The 20,354-nt window shown below is 52.9% G+C and carries 16 protein-coding genes; 10 read left to right on the top strand and 6 right to left on the bottom strand.

Translation table 11 applies throughout. The annotated features are described in order from the left end of the window. Positions 1–83: 83 nt before the first annotated feature. Positions 84–1,487 (bottom strand): glutamate--ammonia ligase, encoded by a 1,404-nt coding sequence (glnA, locus tag BUA49_RS16940; RefSeq protein ID WP_072799729.1) that lies wholly within the window; start codon positions 1,485–1,487, stop codon positions 84–86. Between the two features lie 614 nt (positions 1,488–2,101). Here glnA and typA point away from each other — a divergent pair. The 6 genes from typA to BUA49_RS16905 all read left to right on the top strand — a co-directional run bounded on the left by typA (position 2,102) and on the right by BUA49_RS16905 (position 9,212). Continuing rightward, the gene (gene typA / locus BUA49_RS16930) at positions 2,102–3,913 is read left to right on the top strand and encodes a translational GTPase TypA (RefSeq protein ID WP_072799725.1); all 1,812 of its coding nucleotides are present in this window, start codon (positions 2,102–2,104) and stop codon (positions 3,911–3,913) included. Between the two features lie 137 nt (positions 3,914–4,050). Further along, entirely contained in the window at positions 4,051–5,013 is a 963-nt protein-coding gene (gene pip, locus BUA49_RS16925) for a prolyl aminopeptidase (RefSeq protein WP_072799724.1), read from the top strand. Positions 5,014–5,109: 96 nt separating this feature from the next. Continuing rightward, the gene (gene dtd / locus BUA49_RS16920; protein ID WP_072799722.1) at positions 5,110–5,568 is read left to right on the top strand and encodes a D-aminoacyl-tRNA deacylase; all 459 of its coding nucleotides are present in this window, start codon (positions 5,110–5,112) and stop codon (positions 5,566–5,568) included. A 371-nt stretch (positions 5,569–5,939) separates the two neighbouring features. Beyond that, entirely contained in the window at positions 5,940–6,917 is a 978-nt protein-coding gene (locus BUA49_RS16915) for a porin (RefSeq protein ID WP_072799720.1), read from the top strand. A 310-nt stretch (positions 6,918–7,227) separates the two neighbouring features. Next, positions 7,228–8,214, top strand: a complete 987-nt coding sequence (locus tag BUA49_RS16910; RefSeq protein WP_072799718.1) for a porin — start codon at positions 7,228–7,230, stop codon at positions 8,212–8,214. 98 nt (positions 8,215–8,312) lie between these two features. Further along, positions 8,313–9,212: a CYTH domain-containing protein gene (locus BUA49_RS16905; protein ID WP_072799716.1), complete on the top strand. Its 900-nt coding sequence runs from the start codon at positions 8,313–8,315 to the stop codon at positions 9,210–9,212. A 63-nt stretch (positions 9,213–9,275) separates the two neighbouring features. On the opposite strand, the gene BUA49_RS16900 is transcribed toward BUA49_RS16905, so the two are convergent. Continuing rightward, entirely contained in the window at positions 9,276–10,445 is a 1,170-nt protein-coding gene (locus BUA49_RS16900; RefSeq protein ID WP_072799715.1) for a potassium channel protein, read from the bottom strand. Between the two features lie 78 nt (positions 10,446–10,523). Here BUA49_RS16900 and glnE point away from each other — a divergent pair, with 78 nt between their 5' ends. From glnE to BUA49_RS16885, 3 genes are all read left to right on the top strand, one after another. Then, positions 10,524–13,427 carry a bifunctional [glutamate--ammonia ligase]-adenylyl-L-tyrosine phosphorylase/[glutamate--ammonia-ligase] adenylyltransferase gene (glnE, locus tag BUA49_RS16895; protein ID WP_072799713.1) on the top strand — a complete coding sequence of 968 codons (2,904 nt, stop codon included), beginning with the start codon at positions 10,524–10,526 and terminating at the stop codon, positions 13,425–13,427. A 79-nt stretch (positions 13,428–13,506) separates the two neighbouring features. Next, positions 13,507–14,433 (top strand): branched-chain amino acid transaminase, encoded by a 927-nt coding sequence (locus BUA49_RS16890; protein WP_072799711.1) that lies wholly within the window; start codon positions 13,507–13,509, stop codon positions 14,431–14,433. Positions 14,434–14,520: 87 nt separating this feature from the next. Continuing rightward, entirely contained in the window at positions 14,521–14,925 is a 405-nt protein-coding gene (locus BUA49_RS16885; protein WP_072799709.1) for a DUF6165 family protein, read from the top strand. 39 nt (positions 14,926–14,964) lie between these two features. Here BUA49_RS16885 and BUA49_RS16880 read toward each other — a convergent pair whose 3' ends face one another. Genes BUA49_RS16880 through BUA49_RS16865 form a run of 4 tightly spaced genes read right to left on the bottom strand, consistent with a single transcriptional unit; the run spans position 14,965 to position 19,264 of the window. Continuing rightward, positions 14,965–15,933, bottom strand: a complete 969-nt coding sequence (locus BUA49_RS16880) for a glycosyltransferase family 8 protein (protein ID WP_072799708.1) — start codon at positions 15,931–15,933, stop codon at positions 14,965–14,967. Next, positions 15,926–16,867, bottom strand: coding sequence for a glycosyltransferase family 8 protein (locus BUA49_RS16875; protein ID WP_072799706.1), 942 nt, complete (start codon positions 16,865–16,867; stop codon positions 15,926–15,928). Before BUA49_RS16875 ends, BUA49_RS16880 begins: the two co-directional genes overlap by 8 nt. Further along, entirely contained in the window at positions 16,864–18,222 is a 1,359-nt protein-coding gene (locus tag BUA49_RS16870) for an O-antigen ligase family protein (protein WP_072799704.1), read from the bottom strand. The genes BUA49_RS16875 and BUA49_RS16870 overlap by 4 nt, the downstream gene beginning before the upstream one ends. Further along, a complete protein-coding gene (locus tag BUA49_RS16865) occupies positions 18,215–19,264 on the bottom strand; it encodes a glycosyltransferase family 9 protein (protein ID WP_072799702.1) in 1,050 nt (349 codons plus the stop codon). The genes BUA49_RS16870 and BUA49_RS16865 overlap by 8 nt, the downstream gene beginning before the upstream one ends. A gap of 165 nt (positions 19,265–19,429) precedes the next feature. Here BUA49_RS16865 and BUA49_RS16860 point away from each other — a divergent pair, with 165 nt between their 5' ends. Further along, complete coding sequence (locus tag BUA49_RS16860) at positions 19,430–20,158, top strand: 3-deoxy-D-manno-octulosonic acid kinase (protein ID WP_084063618.1); 729 nt, start codon at positions 19,430–19,432, stop codon at positions 20,156–20,158. Positions 20,159–20,354: the final 196 nt, after the last annotated feature.

Raw genomic sequence — 20,354 nt, 5'->3', positions numbered from 1 at the left:
AAAAAAGCCCCGCTCTTTGTGAGCGAGGCTTCAGATACTGCTAATTGCCTAAAGCAATTTTAGCAGGAACCACCGGGGCGGATTTAGCAAGAATAATACAGTTCGAATTCAACCGGGTGAGTGGTCATGTTGATACGCTCAACTTCGCCACGCTTAAGATCGATGTAGCCCTGGATCATATCTTCAGTGAAGACGCCGCCACGGGTCAGGAACTCATGGTCTTCCTTCAGGCAATCCAGTGCTTCCTGCAGAGTTTCAGCAACCTTCGGGATGCTGAGGGCTTCCTCTTTGGGCAGGTCGTACAGATCCTTATCCATGGCATCGCCCGGGTGAATCTTGTTCTGGATACCATCCAGGCCGGCCATCATCAGCGCAGCAAACGCCAGGTATGGGTTGGCAGCCGGGTCAGGGAAGCGCACTTCGACACGGCGGGCTTTCGGGCTGGTTACATACGGAATGCGGATGGACGCAGAGCGATTGCGCGCAGAATAAGCCAGCATAACCGGCGCTTCGTACCCGGGAACCAGGCGCTTATAGCTGTTTGTAGCCGGATTGGTGAACGCGTTAATAGCTTTGGCGTGCTTGATGATGCCGCCAACGTAGAACAGCGCCATTTCACTCAGGCCCGCGTAGCTGTCGCCTGCGAACAGGTTTTTGCCGTCTTTGTTCAGACTCATGTGTACGTGCATGCCGGAACCGTTGTCGCCGACCACGGGCTTGGGCATGAAGGTGGCTGTTTTCCCGTAGGCGTGTGCCACGTTGTGCACGCAGTATTTCAGGATCTGGACCTCGTCGGCCTTCTTGGTCAGCGTGTTGGCGCCAACACCGATTTCACACTGGCCCGCAGTGCCCACTTCGTGGTGATGAACTTCAATAACCAGGCCCATGGATTCCATCGCCGCGCACATGGCGCCACGCAGGTCGTGCAGGCTGTCCACCGGAGGTACCGGAAAGTAGCCGCCTTTTACGCCTGGCCGGTGGCCAATGTTGTTTTTGTCAAAGTCGTCGCCGGAGACCCACGCTGCTTCTTCTGAGTGAAGCGAGTACATGGAACCCTGCATGTCGGTTTTCCACTTTGCAGAATCGAAGACGAAGAACTCGGGCTCAGGGCCAAACAGAGCACCATCTGCGATACCGGTGGATTTCAGGTATTCCTCGGCCCGGCGGGCAACAGAGCGCGGATCCCGCTCGTAGCCTTGCATGGTAGAAGGCTCAACAATGTCACAGGTAATGTTGATGGTGCTTTCTTCGGTGAACGGATCAAGAACGGAGCTGCTGTCGTCCGGCATCAGGATCATGTCGGATTCGTTGATGCCTTTCCAGCCGGAGATGGAGGAGCCGTCAAACATCTTGCCTTCAGCGAAGAAGTCCTCATCGACCTCAGTTGCAGGAATGGTGACGTGCTGTTCTTTGCCCCGGCTGTCGGTGAAGCGCATATCGACCCATTTCACTTCGTGTTCTTTAATCAAATCAACTGTCTTGGACATTGTGAATGCTCCGTAAGTAATCCCGCACTGCGGGTGTATTCGTGATCATGTTCCGGATTGCTCTGAGGGGCTGAATTCCGGTTTGTTGTTCAGGCCTGCGCAGCTTAGCAAAAGCTATTGATTCTTACCTTCATATTTTGGTTTTACAGATGCTCGAAAAACCTGATACGTGATTCAAAGCAAGGTGCTTGCCAGTTTTGACCGGCCGCCCTGCAGCAGCGGTTTTGCGATCGGGTGCCGCGTCTCCAGCCGGCTCGCTTGAATGAATTCAGGTGATTGATCTGCCCCGGCAGCGCAGTGTTGAACCAGAATGGTGCATATTTATAGGGTCGCTTACGGATACGCCCCAATATGGTGCGCTTCGTTCGCCAAATGAAACTGATTAAGAAATAGGCGTTCTTCTTCATATAAACGGTGCAGAGTTTTCGATATACTGCGCGCCGCTTCATTTTCTCCGCATGTGCCCGGATTATCGATCTGGTAGACACATGTGAGGCGCCGGACCTGCAGGTTTCGGTGGATGAGTTCATTTTACGGATTTGAGATGGCATGCGCGGGCCTCGCCTGCGAACGACCCTCTCAGGTCATTGAGTGCATGCCGCAGGAATAATTTTGTGATTGAAAAACTTCGTAATATTGCCATTATTGCCCACGTTGACCATGGTAAAACCACGCTCGTAGACAAGCTGCTGCGCTTGTCCGGCACTCTGGATCGCAAAGAGCTCGAGAACGAGCGCGTCATGGATTCCAACGATCAGGAAAAAGAGCGTGGCATCACCATTTTGGCCAAAAACACTGCGCTGAAATGGAACGGCTACGATATCAATATTGTAGACACCCCGGGCCACGCGGATTTTGGTGGCGAAGTAGAGCGGGTGATGAGCATGGTCGATTGTGTGCTGTTGGTGGTCGATTCCATCGACGGGCCCATGCCGCAGACACGCTTCGTAACCCAGAAAGCGTTCGCGGCCGGGCTGCGCCCAATTGTTGTGGTCAATAAAGTCGATCGCCCGGGCGCGCGCCCGGATTGGGTTGTAGATCAGGTATTCGATCTGTTTGACAGCTTGGGCGCTACCGACGAGCAACTGGACTTTCCCATTGTTTATGCCAGCGCGCTGAACGGTGTTGCCGGTCTGGATCATGAAGACCTCAGTGACAACATGGACGCTGTGTTCCAAGCGATCGTCGATCACGTGCCTGCGCCTGCGGTGGATATGGATGGCCCTTTCCAGATGCAGATCTCGCAGCTGGACTACAGTAGCTTTTTGGGCGTGATCGGTATCGGCCGTATCGCCCGCGGCAAGGTGAAAACCAATACCCCGGTGGTTGCCATCGGCGCAGATGGCAAGAAACGTCAGGGCCGTATTCTGAAGATCATGGGCCACTCCGGTCTGCATCGGGTTGAAGTGAACGAAGCCCAGGCTGGCGACATCGTCTGTATCAGTGGGTTGGATCAGCTGCATATCTCAGACACCCTGTGTGATATGAATAATGTAGAGGCTCTGCCACCGCTGACGGTAGACGAGCCCACCGTGTCCATGACCTTCCAGGTCAACGATTCGCCCTTCTGTGGTAAAGAGGGCAAGTATGTCACCAGCCGTAATATCAAAGATCGTCTGGAAAAAGAGCTGCTGTACAACGTAGCCCTGCGGGTTGAAGACGGTGAATCCATGGACAAATTCAAGGTGTCTGGCCGTGGCGAGCTGCACTTGTCTGTGCTGATTGAAAATATGCGCCGCGAGAACTTCGAGCTGGCGGTAGGCCGCCCTGAAGTGGTCATCAAGGAAGTGGACGGCGTGAAACAGGAGCCGTATGAGGATGTCATCGTCGACATTGAAGAGCAGCATCAGGGCCCTTTGATGGAACAGATGGGCCTGCGTAAAGGCGATCTGACCAACATGGTTCCGGATGGCAAGGGTCGCATGCGTCTTGAATACACCATTCCTGCGCGCGGTCTGATCGGCTTTCGCAATAGCTTCCTGACCATGACGTCCGGCACGGGTATTCTCACCTCAACCTTCAGCCACTATGGGCCGATCAAGGTTGGTGACGTGACCAGTCGCCAGAACGGTGTGCTTGTCTCCATGGCGAAGGGTGCAGCGTTGACCTACTCGCTGGAAACGCTTCAGAGTCGCGGGAAGCTCTTCCTCGATCCTGGCCAGGAAGTTTACGAGGGTCAGCTTTGCGGTATTCACAGCCGTGACAACGATTTGGTGATCAACCCGACCAAAGGTAAGAAGCTCGACAACATGCGGGCCTCCGGCAAGGATGAGGTCATCGCTCTGGTGCCGCCGATCAAGTTCACTCTGGAGCAGGCGCTGGAATTTATTGACGACGACGAACTGGTTGAAGTAACGCCCAAGTCCATTCGGCTGCGCAAGAAGCACCTTACTGAGAACGAACGTAAGCGCGCAAGCAAGAAGTAATATTCGTGTTTTGAATCAGGCCGGTGCTGGCAGCAGCTCCGGCCTTTTTTGTGCTTATGCATTTCGTAAAGCTCGCCCACCGCCCATTCAACTCCGCTACAATGTTACCGAAACTTATCTGATCGGCGGAGTAGCCCATGCTCAATCTGTACCCGGATATCAAACCCTACGCCAAACACCGGCTGGCGGTGGAAGCGCCCCACGAGTTATATATCGAAGAGAGCGGGAATCCTGAGGGGATACCTGTGCTTTTCGTTCATGGTGGCCCTGGGGGAGGGTGCGAGGACTATCACCGCCGTTTCTTTGATGCTGAGCGTTTCCGGATTATCCTGATGGATCAGCGCGGTGCAGGCCGTTCCACGCCCTTGGCGGAACTGGAAGGAAACAGTACCGACAAGCTGGTTCAGGATATGGAAACCATACGCATGTTTCTGGGTATTGAGCGTTGGTTGTTATTCGGCGGTAGCTGGGGTTCGACTCTCAGCCTGGTTTACGCCCAGACGCATACTGAGCGAGTGTTGGGGCTTGTTCTCCGGGGTATCTTCCTATGCCGCCCACGGGATATCGCCTGGTTCTATCAGGATGGCGCAAGCCGTGTATTTCCGGATTACTGGCAGGAATTTGAGGCGCAGATACCTGAGATCGAGCGCGGGGATATGGTGAGCGCCTACTATCGCAGGTTGACCAGTAACAACGAACTGGAGCAGATTCAGGCGGCAAAAGCCTGGTCGGTCTGGGAAGGCCGTTGTGCGACCCTGCATCCTAATCCCCGGGTGGTTGAGCATTTTGGCCATCCTCATGTTGCAATTGCGTTGGCGCGCATCGAGTGCCACTACTTCATGAATTCTTCATTTCTCGAGGATAACCAGATTATCCGGGACGCCCATAAGCTCCGGAATGTTCCTGGCATCATTGTGCACGGACGTTACGATATGGTGTGCCCGCTGGACAATGCCCTCGCCCTCAGCAAAGCCTGGCCGGAAGCCGATTTGCGCATTATTCGTGACGCCGGGCATTCGGCTTCTGAGCCCGCCATCGTGGATGCGCTCATGCGCGGTGTTGATGAAGTGATGGCTAAAACGAGCAAAAATGCGGGCTGACATCTTGTAACGTGAAAGAGTTGCGGGAATCTGTGTGCATGGATACACTCTTGCGTGATTTTAATTCTCACTTGGTCGGAGAGATCAGAATACCAGATGAAAGGGCTTGTCCAGCGGGTGTCAGAAGCAAGCGTTGAAGTCGATGGCCGTGAGATTTCACGGATAGGCTCAGGCATCCTTTTGTTGCTGGGTGTAGAGCAGGGAGACGGGCAGAATGAGGCAAGGGAGTTGTGCCGGAAAATTCTTACTTATCGTATCTTTCCCGATGAGGCGGGCCGTATGAACCGCAGTGTGCTCGACACCGGTGGCGCCCTCCTTGTCGTTCCCCAGTTCACGCTTGTTGCAGATACCTCTTCTGGCACCCGTCCGGGCTTTTCCCGGGCTGCTGGCCCGGATGTTGCAAGAGATATTTATGCGGCTTTCCTCAATCTTGCCCGAACTGATATGAGCGCCAAAAGAGTGCAAGAGGGGTGCTTCGGTGCCGATATGAAGGTGAGCTTGATTAATGATGGGCCGGTGACTTTTATGCTTTCAACCCGTGAGAGGCACCGGTGAGTTCGCGAGTGCCAAAGCTTGCTCGCGCTGGAATCTGCTTGTTGGAACACATGGAAGACATCTACTGGAATAAAACGTTGCACTTCTGGTTCCAAATGAGCTAGAAGAGCGACATTAAATATTTGCAAAGCAAGCGGTGTTGTATTAAAACAGGATCATTATCCAGCGCTTTAAGAGAGTGCTGTAAGTCTCTGAACTATAAAGATCTGGCAAAGCGCAGATACCAACAATAAGAAAAGTTGCTGATATGTCACAATTCTGACATGCGGCGATCGTAAAATCGGAGCCATCCAGATGATCTGGGGCACCTTACGGAAATCGGGACTAACCCGTTGTTAAAACCTGAATTAACTCGCAAAAGGACATACAACATGAAAAAAACACTCATTGCATCTGCTATTGCCGCTGCCACCATTTCTGGCAGCGTGATGGCGCAGGAAAGTAACCTGCCCACCGTTTACGGTAACATTCAGTACGTGCTGAAGCACACCAACGTTGACGGCGCAGGCTCTACTATTGAGCACGCTGACAACGGTTCTACTCTGGGTATCAAACACGACCACGAAATCGCTCCGGGCATCACTGGTTTCTTCAAGCTGGAGCTTCAAGGTATCAACGCTGACGACAAGGACAGCAGCAACGGTATTGACGCTCTGGACGAAGCCTACATCGGTGTTAAAGGTGACAGCTTCGGTCAAGTCTGGGTTGGTTCCGATGACTCTGTATATGAGAGTGCTATTGTCAAGATTGGCAACTTCCACGAAGTTGGCTCTGATATCTTCGGCAACTATGAAACTGGCGAAGGTGACTTGGTTCAATACATGTCTCCGTCCTTTGGCGGTCTGACACTTGCTGGCGCTGTCCAGATTAATGGTGACGGTGACTCCCGTACCTTCGGTAATAAGTCCTACCCTTACCAGCTGGTGGCTACCTATGCAGTAGACGCTCTTGAAGTGTCGGCTGGCATGGACTCTAACGACGGCCCAGGTATCAATAACGAAAACAGCTATGGTCTGACAGCCACCTACAACATGGGTGACTTGAGCGTGATTGGTGAATTCCAGACTCGCAAAGACGTCAATGACATTATGGGCGTGATGGGTGTCTACACCATGGGTGCGAATCAGTTTGCATTGTCTTACCAGGTGCAGGACGTAGACTCAACTGGCGACAAGAATGACACCATCATTCTGCAGGCCCTGCACAACGTATCAGACAATATGTACGTCTATTTCGAGGGTTATCTGTCTAGCGCCGACGGCGCGACCTACTATGCAGACCCTGATGGCACTACCGCTGCTGGTGACGAGCAGACCATCGCTTCTGTTGGTGCGGTATACTACTTCTGATCAGCTAACCAGCTAATCAAGTAGTTGAAGACCGGTGACTCTTGAGTCATCGGTTTTTTGTATTTTCAGGTCCAGTGACTTGCAAGGGGAGAGCAAGACAGCTCAGCTCTGGATCAAGTTGACCCTCACCGGGGATAGGCTAGAGTCGGCCCTTAAATGGATGCAAAATATACCAATTGGGCTATGGCTTGCCGGGCTGCGTGCTTTGCTTGAATCTAGGTACTTTAAGATTATGGTGGTTTCGATATCTTGCAGATTGGGATAGGAAATCGTCGCTCAAACCTGCGTTCACTAAAAAGGAAGACACAATATGAAAAAAACACTCATTGCATCTGCTATTGCTGCTGCCACCATTTCTGGCACCGTTATGGCGCAGGAAAGTAACCTGCCCACCGTTTACGGCAACATTCAGTACGTGCTGAAGCACACCAACGTTGACGGCGGAGGTTCTAATATTGAGCACGCTGACAACGGTTCTACTCTGGGTATCAAACACGACCACGAGATCGCTCCGGGCATCACTGGTTTCTTCAAGCTGGAGCTTCAAGGTATCAACGCTGACGACAAGGACAGCAGCAACGGTATTGACGCTCTGGACGAAGCCTACATCGGTATCAAGGGTGACAGCTTCGGTCAGATCTGGGTTGGTTCCGATGACTCTATATACGAGAGCGCTGTTGATGAGGTAGCTCAGTTCCACGAAGTGGGTTCTGACATCGGTTTCAATTATGAAACCGGGGAAGGTGACCTGGTCCAGTATATGTCTCCTTCCTTCGGTGGCCTGACTCTGGCCGCAGCTGTTCAGGTCAACGGTGACGGAGATAACTCTCCTTCTAGCGACAAAATAGGCAATAAGTCTTTCCCGTTCCAGCTGGCTGCGATGTATGAAATAGATGCCATCGAACTGGCATTTGCTGTCGACTCTAACGATGGTAATGGTGGTGTCAACAACGAAAATTCCTACGGCCTGCGCGGTAGCTATAACATGGATAACCTGCGTCTGACCGCCTCCTATGAGACTCGGAAGGACGTCGCTGACACTATTGGCTTGATGGGCGTTTACACCATGGGTGCCAACCAGTTCGCGCTGTCTTATCAGCTTCGTGAGGACGACACTGCAGCGGGTGATCAGAACGATACCGTCATTCTGCAGGCTCTTCACAACCTGTCTGACAACATGTACGTTTACTTCGAAGGCTACCTGTCTGGTTCAGACGATGCCGGTGAGTACACGCTGGAAGGCGCATCGGGTGATGAGCAGTCCATTGCGTCCGTTGGTGCGGTATACTACTTCTGATCAGCTAACCTAGCTAATCAGTTAGTATTGAAAACCGGTGGCCTCAGGGCCACCGGTTTTTGTTTTTTGGGTAAGCAGAATCTAAAGGTATAAGAGGTATGGCCGAAGAGCTGGAAATAAAACTGAGTCTTGAGCCTGAGTGCCTCAAAACGGTGCTGCATTGGCTGCAGGCACAGCCTGGAGCTGTAAAAGGGGGCAAAAAATCCCTGGTGAATTGCTATTTCGATACGCCGGACGCAGCGCTCAATCGCCAGCATGCAGCCCTGCGTGTGCGCCAGGCCGGAGAACAGTATGTACAAACCCTCAAAACCCGTGGTGAGTTCGTTAATGGTGCGCATCGTCGCGAGGAGTGGGAGTGGCCAGTTGCCGGCCCTTCACTGTCCCTGGGCTTGCTGGCAGATACGCCGCTGGGGGATGATATAAACTTGGCCCGACTGGTGCCGGTTTTCGAAACCAACTTTACCCGCCAGGTGGTGATGCTGGACGATGGTGAAGCCGTGATTGAGTGTGCGCTGGACGATGGAGTGATTGTTGCCGGCGAGAACCAGAAGCCGCTTCATGAAGTAGAGTTTGAGCTTAAATCGGGTAACCCCTCCCGCCTGCTGGCCTGGGCTGAAAGGCTCGCCCAGTACTGCCCGGTTTTCCTTAACCTGATCAGCAAGGCCGAGCAGGGCTATTATCTCGCGGGGATACACATGGCAGAGCCGGTAGTTACCGAAAATGCAGGGCCGACGGCCGATGGGCGAGACGACATTGATCGGCTATTGCAGCGGCTAAGTAGCGCATGGCTAGAACACAGTGCCGTGTCGCTGAAAGGTGTCGATCTTCTGTTGCTCGGTGCCCATGCTGAAGCTTGCGGTTTGGGGCAACCCTTTGCCAAGTTGGCAGAGCATCTGGCCAAAGGTGGAACCCTCAGCCACTTACTGGGCAAGCCAGAGCTTGGTCAGTGCCAGCTTGGCTTATTGGCGAATCGGGCACGGCAGTCGTTAAGTTTCTAGAATCATTGTCACGATACTGACGTAAATCATCACGCCACTCACGTTGGCATCGGTAAAGATTGTTCAGTGGGCAGTGGTGCCTGAAGCGTCGCCTGTGGTCGCATTTTCGTGCAGGTTTCTCCATTTTTCCAGAAACGTTCGATAGCGCTCCAATGCGTCTTTGATCACCTCAAGGTCCGGCGGTGCGCTTGATTTGACCAGAACGATAAGCCCCTTGCCCTCAATTTCATCGGTTATGGGCGGGTGGCAGATAACTTCATCGTTCTCATCGATGTACGCAAGCGCTGTACCAATGCCGTGGCGAATCAGGGCGCTGACAATGTCTGCCCAGTTAAGGTCGTCAAGTTTCAGATCGTAGCGGTGCGGGTGATCCTGCTCGTAATTGAACATGTCCTCCAGTACTTTTTCCGATCCCGGGGCCACCACGGATCGCACCATTATCTCCGGATAGGTGCGCACCGGGCGTATAATGGCACGCACGCCAAGTGTTTTGAAACGGCTGCGATTGGCGTCCGTAACACACTCCACGGTGGTTTTCTGGCCAAGGTTAAGCTCACTCAGGCGATGGGATATATCAAATGTCAGGCTGTCTGAGTGAGGGTCGGATTCGTCGGCCGCCAGCACAACAATGTGCCTGGCACTTCCTGCGTGCGCGGCTTTCAAGGCCTCGGGATCGAACCCGGATCCATGGAAATGCACGATGCCGAGGTCGGACAGCTCGGCTGGAAGGCCGCTCGGAAACTCGCGGGTAAGCAGTATGATGGGAATGGTTTCATAGCCCTGTACAGACCGAATCTGTGTAGCAAAGCGCATGAAGTAGGTCACGCCGCCGTTCTTCGGGGTATTAATAATGACAATGTGATCGTTCATTTTATAGATCCAGCGTCCAGTGATAGTGCGTTCCCGGCGGTAGAACCGGTACTCGATAAAATCGCTGACAATCAGGGTCAGCAGGGTGATGGCGCCAACGAACATAAGCAGGATAGTGCTGATCCGTCCGATGTAGGTTACGGGAGCGTAATCGCCATAGCCTACCGTGGCGATTGTGGTCATTGTCATCCACAGTGACTCAAACAGAGTCAGGTCTTCAACCGCCCAGATAATCAGTATCTGGGCGATCAGTAGCGCTATCAGAATCATGAACAGGCGCTTCACCCGCTTCCGGATGAGTCCGCCCATAGGTATATGGCTTTTCTCATGTTCGGCGTTAAGGGGAAAGCGGTTTCTCAGCATCCGGTGTTGGCCTGTTCAGTCTCGGGTAAGTTCGTTATACAGTAGCGGAAATATAACAGAGAGACAGGGGTTTGCATTATGTCTGAGCCATGGAGTTGCCTTCCGTTGCCGCTAGCAGAGGATGTTGCTGCCAGTTGGGCGGCGGTTTTTCCGGAAGGTTTGCCAGGCTGGTTGCTGGAAGATGCCTGTATCTCGGCTGAAGTGATTGCCCAAGCCTTGGCCCGGAGCCTGTTTCTGCGCCAGACGCTTGAGCGGCACCCGGAACAGGTGCGCACGCTGCTGGAGTCGCGGACGCTGAGTGAACCAACCACCCCGGATTATCTCCAGGCACGCTGCAATGAGTATCTTGCAGATGTGACCGATGAGCCTGGCCTGCAGGGCGCCTTGCGCCGCTTTCGCAGAGAAACCCAGTTCCGCATTATCTGGCGGGATCTGATGCGCTGGGCGGATTTGCCGGAAACCATGGCCGCAACCAGTGCGTTTGCTGAGGTGTGTATCCAGGGTGCGCTGAACTGGCTGCATGACGCGGCATGCGAACAATACGGCACCCCCTGGGGCATAGACCCGGTATCAGGTTCAGAAGCACCGCAGTCGCTGATTGTGATTGGCATGGGAAAACTGGGTGGGTTTGAACTGAACGTGTCCTCTGATATTGACCTGATTTTCGCGTTTCCTGGAAAGGGCGAAACCCGGGGTGGTCAACGTTCTCTTGATAATCAGCAGTTTTTCATCCGGCTTGGCCAGCGCCTGATTCAGGCTCTGGACCAGATCACCGCCGACGGCTTTGTGTTCCGTGTGGATATGCGCCTGCGGCCTTATGGGCAGAGTGGCGCCCTCGCGCTGAGCTTTGCCGCGCTGGAAACCTACTACCAGGATCAGGGTCGGGACTGGGAGCGCTATGCCATGGTGAAGGCCCGAGTGGTTGCGGGTGATCAGAAAGCCGGCCAGGTTCTTATGGAAAGTCTCAGGCCATTTGTGTATCGCAGGTACATCGATTTCAGTGCATTTGAATCTCTGCGTAGCATGAAGGCGATGATCAGCCGCGAAGTCCGCAGGCAAGGGCTGGAGAACAACATCAAACTCGGCAGCGGTGGCATCCGGGAAATTGAGTTTGTGGTCCAGGCGTTCCAGCTTATTCGCGGAGGTCGTGACCGGGAGCTGCAGCAGCGGGAACTATTGGTAATTCTGAAAGAGCTCGAGTCACTTGAGCTCCTGCCTCCGCAGGTGATTAACGAGCTCCGTGAGGCTTATATTTTCCTCCGCAACCTGGAGCATGCTCTGCAGGGCATGGAAGATAAGCAGACCCAGCTATTGCCCGAAGACGAGCTTTCGAGAGCGAGGGTTGCACTGTCTATGGGTTTTGATGACTGGCAGAGCTGCCAGCAAGTGCTGACGCAACATCGGGAAAAAGTTGCCACACACTTTGGCAACATTATCGCCACGGAAGAGGATGAAGAGAGTTCGAAGTCATCCCTTGAGGAAGGCTGGTTTGAGCTCTGGCTGGCGGAGGTTGACGAAGTCTCAGATACTGAGTGGCTGGAAAAGCACGGATACGAAGATCCGGGTGGCAGTCTGAGTCTGCTGGCCAGCCTGCGTGACAGCCGCACGGTTCAGACGATGCAAACCCAGGGGCGTAAACGGCTGAATCAGTTCATGCCTGTGCTGCTGGAAGCGCTGGCCAAGGTGGAGCGTCCGTCAGAAACCCTGTCCCGTGTTTTGCAGCTGGTTGAAGCTATTCTGCGCCGAACCGCTTATATGGTGCTGCTTCTGGAGAACCCGGGGGCTCGAACCCAGTTGGTCAAATTGTGTAGTGAAAGTCCCTGGATTGCCCGGCAACTGGCAGAAGCACCGTTGCTGCTGGATGAGCTGCTCAACGCTGAAAGTCTTTATAATCCGCCTGCGCGCGACGAGCTGCAGGACGACTTGCGCCAGCAAATGCTCCGTATTTCCTATGAAGATCTGGAAAATCAGATGGAGTCACTGCGACATTTCAAAAGGGCCCATACGCTCCGGGTCGCGGCTTCTGAGCTGAAGGGTACCTTGCCATTGATGAAGGTGAGTGATTATCTGACCTGGATTGCCGAGGTTGTTCTTGATCACGTTGTCGACTTGGCGTTCTCTAACCTGGTAGCACGCCATGGCTATCCGGGGCGCGCTGACGGCGCCGCCAATGCAACAGATTTTGCTGTCATCGGTTATGGGAAGCTCGGAGGTATTGAGCTTGGTTACACCTCGGACCTTGACCTGGTGTTTGTTCATAATGCTGATCCGGGGCTGGCAACCGATGGCGACAAGCCAATCGACAACGTGGTTTTCTATACCCGCCTGGGGCAGCGAATTGTTCACATACTCAATGCCCAGACCCCTTCTGGCCAGCTTTATGAGGTCGATATGCGGCTGCGCCCATCGGGGAAATCCGGCCTGCTGGTAAGCACGCTGCAAGCCTTCGGGAAATACCAGCGCAACGATGCCTGGACCTGGGAGCATCAGGCCCTGGCCAGGGCCAGGGGTGTTGCCGGATGTTCAGAAACGCTCGCCGCCTTTGAAGCTATCCGGCACGATATACTTTGTCAGAGTCGTGATAAGGACAAGCTGCGTCAGGAAGTGGTAGAGATGCGTGAAAAAATGCGGGCCAACCTGGGTACGGCAGAAAGCCGGCGCGAGGAAACTTTTCACATCAAGCATGATGCCGGCGGCATTGTGGATATGGAGTTTATGGTGCAATACCTCATGCTGGCGTGGTGTGAGGAGCACCCGGAACTGACCCGGTGGTCCGACAATATCCGGCAGATGGAGGAGCTGGGCCGGGTCGGTGTGTTGCCGGTGGAAGATGCCGAGAAACTGCGCGAAGCCTACATTGCGCTGCGCTCTAATATTCACCGACGGGCGCTGCAGAACCTTAATAGTCAGGTAGCCGGCGATGCGTTTGCGGACGAGCGACGTTACATCCGGTCTGTCTGGCAGAAAATCATGGTGGGATAACGCGCCAGGTGTCGTTCCGTCAAAATTTCCTGCTAGAATGCGATATCCCCGAAAACCGCTTTTTTAGGAGCAACGAAGAATGTCGATGGCTGATCGCGATGGCGTTATCTGGCTGGATGGTGAAATGGTTCCCTGGCGTGAAGCTAAAACTCACGTCCTGACTCACACTCTGCATTACGGCCTGGGCTGTTTTGAAGGAGTGCGCGCATACAATACAGCGAACGGCCCGGCGATCTTTCGGCTAAAAGATCATACGGATCGCCTTTTCCGGTCTGCGCACATTCTGAACATGAAAATACCGTTCAGTAAGGAAGAACTCAACGAAGCACAGCGTGCATCGGTTCGAGAGAATAACCTGGACGAAGCTTATCTTCGCCCGATGGCTTTTCTGGGCTCTGAAGGCATGGGGTTGCGTGCAGACAACCTGAAAGTCCACGTGATGGTTGCTGCCTGGAGCTGGCCTTCGTATATGTCGCCAGAAGCCAAGGAAATCGGCATCAAGGTGCGTACCTCCTCTTATACGCGCCACCACGTCAACATCACCATGTGTAAGGCCAAGGCTAACGGTAACTATATCAACTCCATGCTGGCGTTGAACGAAGCCATTGCCAGTGGGTGTGAAGAAGCTCTCATGCTGGACAACGAAGGTTATGTGGCTGAAGGCTCTGGCGAGAACATCTTCATTTTGCGCAACGGTGTTCTGCATACGCCAGAGCTGACCTCCTGCCTCGAAGGTATTACGCGCCAGACCATTCTGGATTTCGCGGCGGACCTGAATATTCCCGTGAAAGAGCGCCGTATTACTCGTGATGAAGTGTACATCGCAGATGAGGCTTTCTTTACGGGTACTGCGGCAGAAGTGTTGCCTATCCGTGAGTTGGACGGCCGTTCTATTGGCGCTGGCCAGCGCGGGCCGGTTACTGAGAAGCTGCAGGCGATGTACTTCGATGCGGTTAAAGGGAAGCTCCCTGAGCATAGTGACTGGCTGACACCGGTCAAAAACTGAGAGCGAATGATTTCATAGCCGCTGTCTGCCCCGAGCAGTCGAGCGGCTTCTTTGTGTTTAAACTCATAAAATTGACAGGTGCAGAAAATGGCGGATGTCATTAAAGTTCCGGTTTCTTTCGGTGAAGTTCTCGACAAAATCACTATTCTTGAAATCAAGTCCGAGCGCATCAAGGATGAGGCCAAGGTGCGAAATGTTCGGCTTGAGCTGGATGAGCTAAGCACGACCTGGAACGATGCGGTAGAAAACCAAAGCGCAATTGCAGATCTGCGCAAGCAGTTGAAAGCGGTCAATGAAGAGCTTTGGGTTATCGAAGATGATATCCGGGACCAGGAAGCGGCCCAGGATTTCGGTCCCAGGTTTATTGGACTGGCGCGGGCGGTCTACGTGACCAATGACAAGCGTGCCGCCATCAAAAAAGAAGTCAACCTGGCGCTCGGGTCGCGGTTCGTTGAGGAAAAATCGTATCAGGACTACACGGCCAGAAAGTAAACTGGCTAAGATAAAAAAGGCGCCCTATGGGCGCCTTTTTTATCCGTGGTAAAGATCATAACCTTTTTCTCTGTACCAGGCCTGCCACTTCAATTGCCGTTTCAACTTCTTCAGGCGAGACACAGACGCATACGCCTTCAGGTAATCGCCGAAGCCCGGTTTTGATCTTGGCGACTCCTCGAGCCTATCGGCGAAACGGTCGTACTCACCGGCTAGAGGGTGGAAACGCACTTTTCGCCAAGGCTTATCCCAGCCGATGTAGTGGATGATTCCGGGTGAGAGGGTTGCCTCATCAATCTCGCTTTGCGAGAAGGCAGCCGTTTGCTCACTGGGCCGATACAACCCGGTCTGATGATTCCACTTAAGGTGCAGGTGTTTCCATTTATCGTATAGCACACCGTTTAGCGCGCATTGGTCGTTGGTGCTTATTCTGTCGGGATTTTCTTTTTTGAATTTGAATACTTTTTCCGGTATTTCATCGCGCCGCCAGAGGTCAAGGTTGATCAATAGCATGCCGGAATTGAAGTATTGGTTTTGGGGAATTCCCAATTTTTTGTAGGTGTGGCCTGACAGGTTTTCGACAGCGCCAATATGAAAATCAGAGATATCGGTTTCCCATAACTCGATGATGTCGCCTTTAACGATCATATCGCAATCCAGGTAAATCACTTTATGTACGGATTCATCGAATATTTCGGGAATGGAAATACGATAGTAGGCTGAAGAAGTAATATGTTTGATGGTTGGTAGATCGTCGTACCGATTGCTGTCGAAAGAAACGAAGTCGACGCCAGAAGCTCCGAGCTTCCTGACCTCTTGATTCATCCTTGTTTTGTTCTCGTTGGATATTCCGCCATCCAGGCAAAACAGGGAGACTCGCTCCGGTGCTGAGCAGTTTGCCAGTAACGAATAGAACAGAACGGTCAGGTGAGGCGCGTAATTGTCGTCAGAGCTTGCAACAATGGCAATGGCATCGGACGGCAGGCTCCGGAGTTGTTTATCAGTCATGGTGAGTTTTGCTCCGTTGGAATTTTTTAAGAGCTGATTGCCGCTTGCAGGATTTCCAGTGCTGTCTCAATGCGAAAAAGTACTTCAGATAAACCTTGAATGCGGCATCTGGCGGGGGAAGATCTGCCCAGGGTGTGGTTTTGAGAAATGCCCGGTGTTGCGCTTTGAAAGGATGAAAACAATAGACCTTCCAGGGTTTCTTCTTGCCAGTAAAATGCACGATTTTAGGGTCTAGAATCGCCTCCTCCATGCCTCGCTGCGTGTAGGAACTGCCTTCATGGTATTTCTTTACGACTTTGTAGATGTCGGACTGTTGATTCCAGTCCGGCATTAGGCGCAACCAGCGGCCCCGGAGCACTGCATTCAGGCTGCATTGATCGACATACTGCAGTCGATGTGCATTTTTTCGCGCATAATCGGTAACTTGTAGATGAATGCTCTCTCGCCTCCAGCCCTCAAGATCAATTAGCAGGACACCGGAGTTAAAGTATTCAGTGCGAGGAAGACCAATATCCTTGCACGCTCTTGGTGACAGGTTCTCAACGGCCGCAACGAGATGATCTTTCAGATCCAACTGCCATAGCTCGTCAAGGTCTCCAAGCACCAGGGTATCGGCGTCTATGTAGAGTATCCTTCCAATGTCTGAAGGAATGTATTCAGGCAAATTGATGCGTTGGTAGACAGCCTCTCCATACCTTAGGGTTGGCAGGCCCCGGTAAAGCTGGTCATCGGGTTGGTAGATTTCGAGTTGGCCGTTGTGCCGTTCGATGAGATCCTGAAGCTTGCGAATGCTTTCGGGTGAAATGCTGCAGTTGATCAGGTGAAATGTAATCGGCGTATTCGGTGTTGATGCCAGTGCCGATAGCATCATTACTGCCACATACGGGACGTAATTCTCGTCACAACAGGCCGCAACATGAATTCGGCGGGTCATGGGCTTGCGTCCTCGTGGTGCGATTGAAGATAAAAAGAGTAAATAAATCCTCCCGCGACAGCATTGATATAATGCCCGGTGGTGTAAAGGGTATATGACTCAAAAAGGTTTATTGCCACCCAGAACCCAAAAAAGCTCAACGCAAATATGAAAACATCATCAGGCATTCGACCTTTGCGATGGGCGACAAATGTAGCAACTCCTAACCATACTACCATGGCCAGTAAAATGGCTGATCCAACCAGTCCATTGGCGACAAGGCTTTCAACAAATGAGTTGTGAAGGTGACCAAAGTGTTTCTTGAACCGATCGGAGAAAAAGTCGGATTGGTCGATCAGATCCTCTTTACTTCCCGGGCCCCAGCCCATCAACGGGCGTTCTTTTAGCCATTCGAATGCGACTCGCCAGGAAAGTAGCCGAACGCCATGGCTCGTTTTGGGATCAGCGTTTTCATCTGGCAGGGCGGTGTACTGGTCCACTGAAATGTTGAAAGGCGCCATGATCCGTTCTGGTAAGTTCAGGCCTGCAAGTACAATACACAACAAGAGGAATGGAGCCAGCACGAGAATGACTGTGCGTCGTTGCTGGCCGTGGGCGTTAGCGCTCTTTGTTCTCTTGAGGCAGGCGACTGTCACCAGGCCAATGGTAATGGCAGTGATGATGCCAAGCCAGGCCGCACGGGTCTGGGCGGCTATAAATCCAAAAGCCACTAGGGCAAAGGTGAGGACAACAAGGGACATAAAGGCCCAGCGCCAATGAGTTGAGTTGACCCTGGCGGTTCGGAACATGAAGCAAACCACGCCAATCAGGGCCATTCCAAAAAACATAGCCGTGTGTTGAGCGTTGTGAATGCCAAAGTCTTCCCGTTTTCCGGCCAAAGCGTTGGCCCAGTAGCCGTCTCCGATGGTTGTCAGCAAATAAACTGCAAGCCCGAGTAAGCCTGATAATAAAAGGGGCCAGCGATAGGGACGGGCAATAATGCCCATGCCAAGCGCAACCAGAAATACCATTATCGGCTTCAGAAAATATCGTGTTTCACGAATGTCGGGATCGATGCCCGGCGGCAAGCTATAGGCGTACCACAGCCGTGCCAGAATGAGGAAACCCAACATTACTGCGGACGCCAGAAATAGTGGGTCATGGAGAACGCGGGACCTTAATCCTGTTTTTTTGCCGGAAATAAAAATCAGCCAGAGAAAAACCAGAATCATTACGCTTTCAGCCCCGTGATAGGCTGCGGGGACTGGGAGATAGCTAAAGATATAGGTCGCGAGAGCAGCAACGAACAGTTTTTCGCCGTGGCTTTTTTGAGACAGCCAGGATGCAGGTATTGATAAAAGAGGGGCGCTAGCCATGGGACGGTTCTACGCTCCGCTGTGCTATCCATTCGTCAAGCTTCGCGCAGACTTCATCCACCTCGATCAAATCCATAACGCCCTCAAATTCGGCTTTGGCTCCCCAGCGGGCCGATTCAACACTTTTGCCGGTATATATCTCCAATGCCTCATTATAATGGTCAATACACCAGGGCAGTGAATTATAGGGGCCTGACCGATTCGGGTTGCTCGCCGCATAAAGGCCAATGACATCGGTGTCTACAGCACTGGCGATGTGCGCCGGCCCAGTGTCCGGAGCAACGACAAGGTCAGCCGCACTCATCAATGCCGTCAACTGTTTGAGGGTATCCTTGCCACAGATATTGGTGACCGGTTGCTGCATCTGGTCGGAGATGGACTTGCAAAAGTCCATTTCGAAAGCAGCAGGGCTGCCAACCAGGATGACATTCATTCCATGCTGGCTGACCGCATAGTCAGCCAGTCGCGCGTAGCGCTCCACTGACCAGTTGCGAAGCACATGGCTTGCGCAGGGGCTGATAATAAGATTTCGACGATCCTGTTTCAGGTGAGTCGACGCGAAACTCCGGTCAGCGTCTGAAACGGGAATTACCCACCTCGCCGGCGCGGGTTCAAGACCAAGCGGTGTCAGAAAACTCGCAAGGCAGTCCCGGACGTGCTGCTTGTCGGCTGCCGGAATCCGGCGATTGATAAACATCCCATGCATGTCCTTACTTCGTGCTTTGTCATATCCCACACGGGTTTTAGCGCGGATGCAGGCAGACGCCAGGTTCGCCCTGAATGCAACCTGCATGTGCAGAAGGGCATCAAATCGTCGTTCTCTGAGCGTCTTCCATAGCTCAGCATAACCGCGCCAACCACTTTTTTTGTCGAATACTATGAACTCGACGCCCGGAAGGTCGCCGACCAGTCGTGACTCAATTTTACCGATAACCCAGGTGATGCGGATGCCCGGACATTGGTGTTGAAGACTGAGAACAACGGGCACAACATGAGTGACATCGCCTATCGCTGACAGGCGAAGAATGCAGACTGATTTCATCAAACCGAAATCCTGTGGGGGTTCATTAAATCGTTTGGGCCTTCCGTGGAGCTTTGCTGGCGATCATTGATAAACTTTACGGTATTCTAACTGACTCAGCGGAAATCGTCTCAGGTCGTTCGGGGCGATTGAAAGCCATTTTTATCCATTTCGACGAGAACCATGATGGCCGACGGTGTAAATATTTCGCGAGAGCGCGACTTTGTCTCTATCGCCCATGAGGACTATGGGGGCATTGTGACTCCGGGCTGGTTTGATCCGGATGCCTGGGGCGCGGCCGCTGAGCCAGTCTCCAGCGGCGGTCGCGGAGGAGCATGGTTCGTTGAGACTGCCGACCTCTCGGCGGTGTTAAGAAAGTACTTGCGGGGTGGCTTCGTTGCACGATTTCTGGAGTCGGCCTATCTCTATCTCGGCGAAAAACGAGTTCGGTCGTTTTCTGAGTTCAGGCTGCTGCTGGAGTTGCACAATGACGGCTTTCCAGTGCCTAAGCCCATTGCTGCGTGCTATCAGAGGACAGCATTGGCTTGTTATCGGGCAGCAATTCTAGTCGAGCGATTGAGGGATTCTGCGCCGTTGGCGGACAGTATTGGTCATCTTTCCCTGGGCCAGTGGCAGTCTCTCGGCATGACGCTTCGCCGATTTCATGATGCAGGCATTCGTCATGCCGATTTGAACTGTTTCAATATTCTGGTTCGGGAAGACGGCTTTTATCTGATCGATTTTGATAAGGGGGAAATCAAGGAAAAGCCAAAGCGGGACGCTCCTTGGAAAGCCGCAAATTTGGCGAGACTTCGTCGCTCCCTGGGTCGTTTGAATTGGCGGCAGGCGGGTGCCGGAGATCTTGAAAGCCGATGGGCCGCACTGGAAGAAGGTTACCAGGGTAACGTCGGGTGAACAGTGATGTCGTTTAGGCGACAGTAGTCCTGCCACTGGCTGAATGCCGTCCACTGGTTGATAAAAAAAGTCGAAGTCCGCGAGGAGTCGCATGGGGTGGCATGCAATCCTGACATCAATCAGCTCTGCCTAAATATCTTGTTGTGTGTTCGGTGCGGCGACAATGGGGCGGTACCGTTTAATGTAACTCTCAAGC

Source organism: Marinobacter antarcticus, from assembly GCF_900142385.1.
In the GTDB taxonomy this organism is placed as follows: Bacteria; Pseudomonadota; Gammaproteobacteria; order Pseudomonadales; family Oleiphilaceae; genus Marinobacter; species Marinobacter antarcticus.
Note: the sequence above shows the minus strand (reverse complement) of the source record. Positions and strands in the feature narration are given on the sequence as shown.

Excerpts from the sequence above, each read along its gene's own strand:
- glnA (WP_072799729.1), bottom strand. The coding sequence starts at position 1,487 with ATGTCCAAGACAGTTGATTTGATTAAAGAACACGAAGTGAAATGGGTC.
- pip (WP_072799724.1), top strand. The coding sequence starts at position 4,051 with ATGCTCAATCTGTACCCGGATATCAAACCCTACGCCAAACACCGGCTG.
- dtd (WP_072799722.1), top strand. The coding sequence starts at position 5,110 with ATGAAAGGGCTTGTCCAGCGGGTGTCAGAAGCAAGCGTTGAAGTCGAT.
- BUA49_RS16915 (WP_072799720.1), top strand. The coding sequence starts at position 5,940 with ATGAAAAAAACACTCATTGCATCTGCTATTGCCGCTGCCACCATTTCT.
- BUA49_RS16910 (WP_072799718.1), top strand. The coding sequence starts at position 7,228 with ATGAAAAAAACACTCATTGCATCTGCTATTGCTGCTGCCACCATTTCT.
- BUA49_RS16905 (WP_072799716.1), top strand. The coding sequence starts at position 8,313 with ATGGCCGAAGAGCTGGAAATAAAACTGAGTCTTGAGCCTGAGTGCCTC.
- BUA49_RS16900 (WP_072799715.1), bottom strand. The coding sequence starts at position 10,445 with ATGCTGAGAAACCGCTTTCCCCTTAACGCCGAACATGAGAAAAGCCAT.
- glnE (WP_072799713.1), top strand. The coding sequence starts at position 10,524 with ATGTCTGAGCCATGGAGTTGCCTTCCGTTGCCGCTAGCAGAGGATGTT.
- BUA49_RS16890 (WP_072799711.1), top strand. The coding sequence starts at position 13,507 with ATGTCGATGGCTGATCGCGATGGCGTTATCTGGCTGGATGGTGAAATG.
- BUA49_RS16885 (WP_072799709.1), top strand. The coding sequence starts at position 14,521 with ATGGCGGATGTCATTAAAGTTCCGGTTTCTTTCGGTGAAGTTCTCGAC.
- BUA49_RS16880 (WP_072799708.1), bottom strand. The coding sequence starts at position 15,933 with ATGACTGATAAACAACTCCGGAGCCTGCCGTCCGATGCCATTGCCATT.
- BUA49_RS16875 (WP_072799706.1), bottom strand. The coding sequence starts at position 16,867 with ATGACCCGCCGAATTCATGTTGCGGCCTGTTGTGACGAGAATTACGTC.
- BUA49_RS16870 (WP_072799704.1), bottom strand. The coding sequence starts at position 18,222 with ATGGCTAGCGCCCCTCTTTTATCAATACCTGCATCCTGGCTGTCTCAA.
- BUA49_RS16865 (WP_072799702.1), bottom strand. The coding sequence starts at position 19,264 with ATGAAATCAGTCTGCATTCTTCGCCTGTCAGCGATAGGCGATGTCACT.
- BUA49_RS16860 (WP_084063618.1), top strand. The coding sequence starts at position 19,430 with ATGGCCGACGGTGTAAATATTTCGCGAGAGCGCGACTTTGTCTCTATC.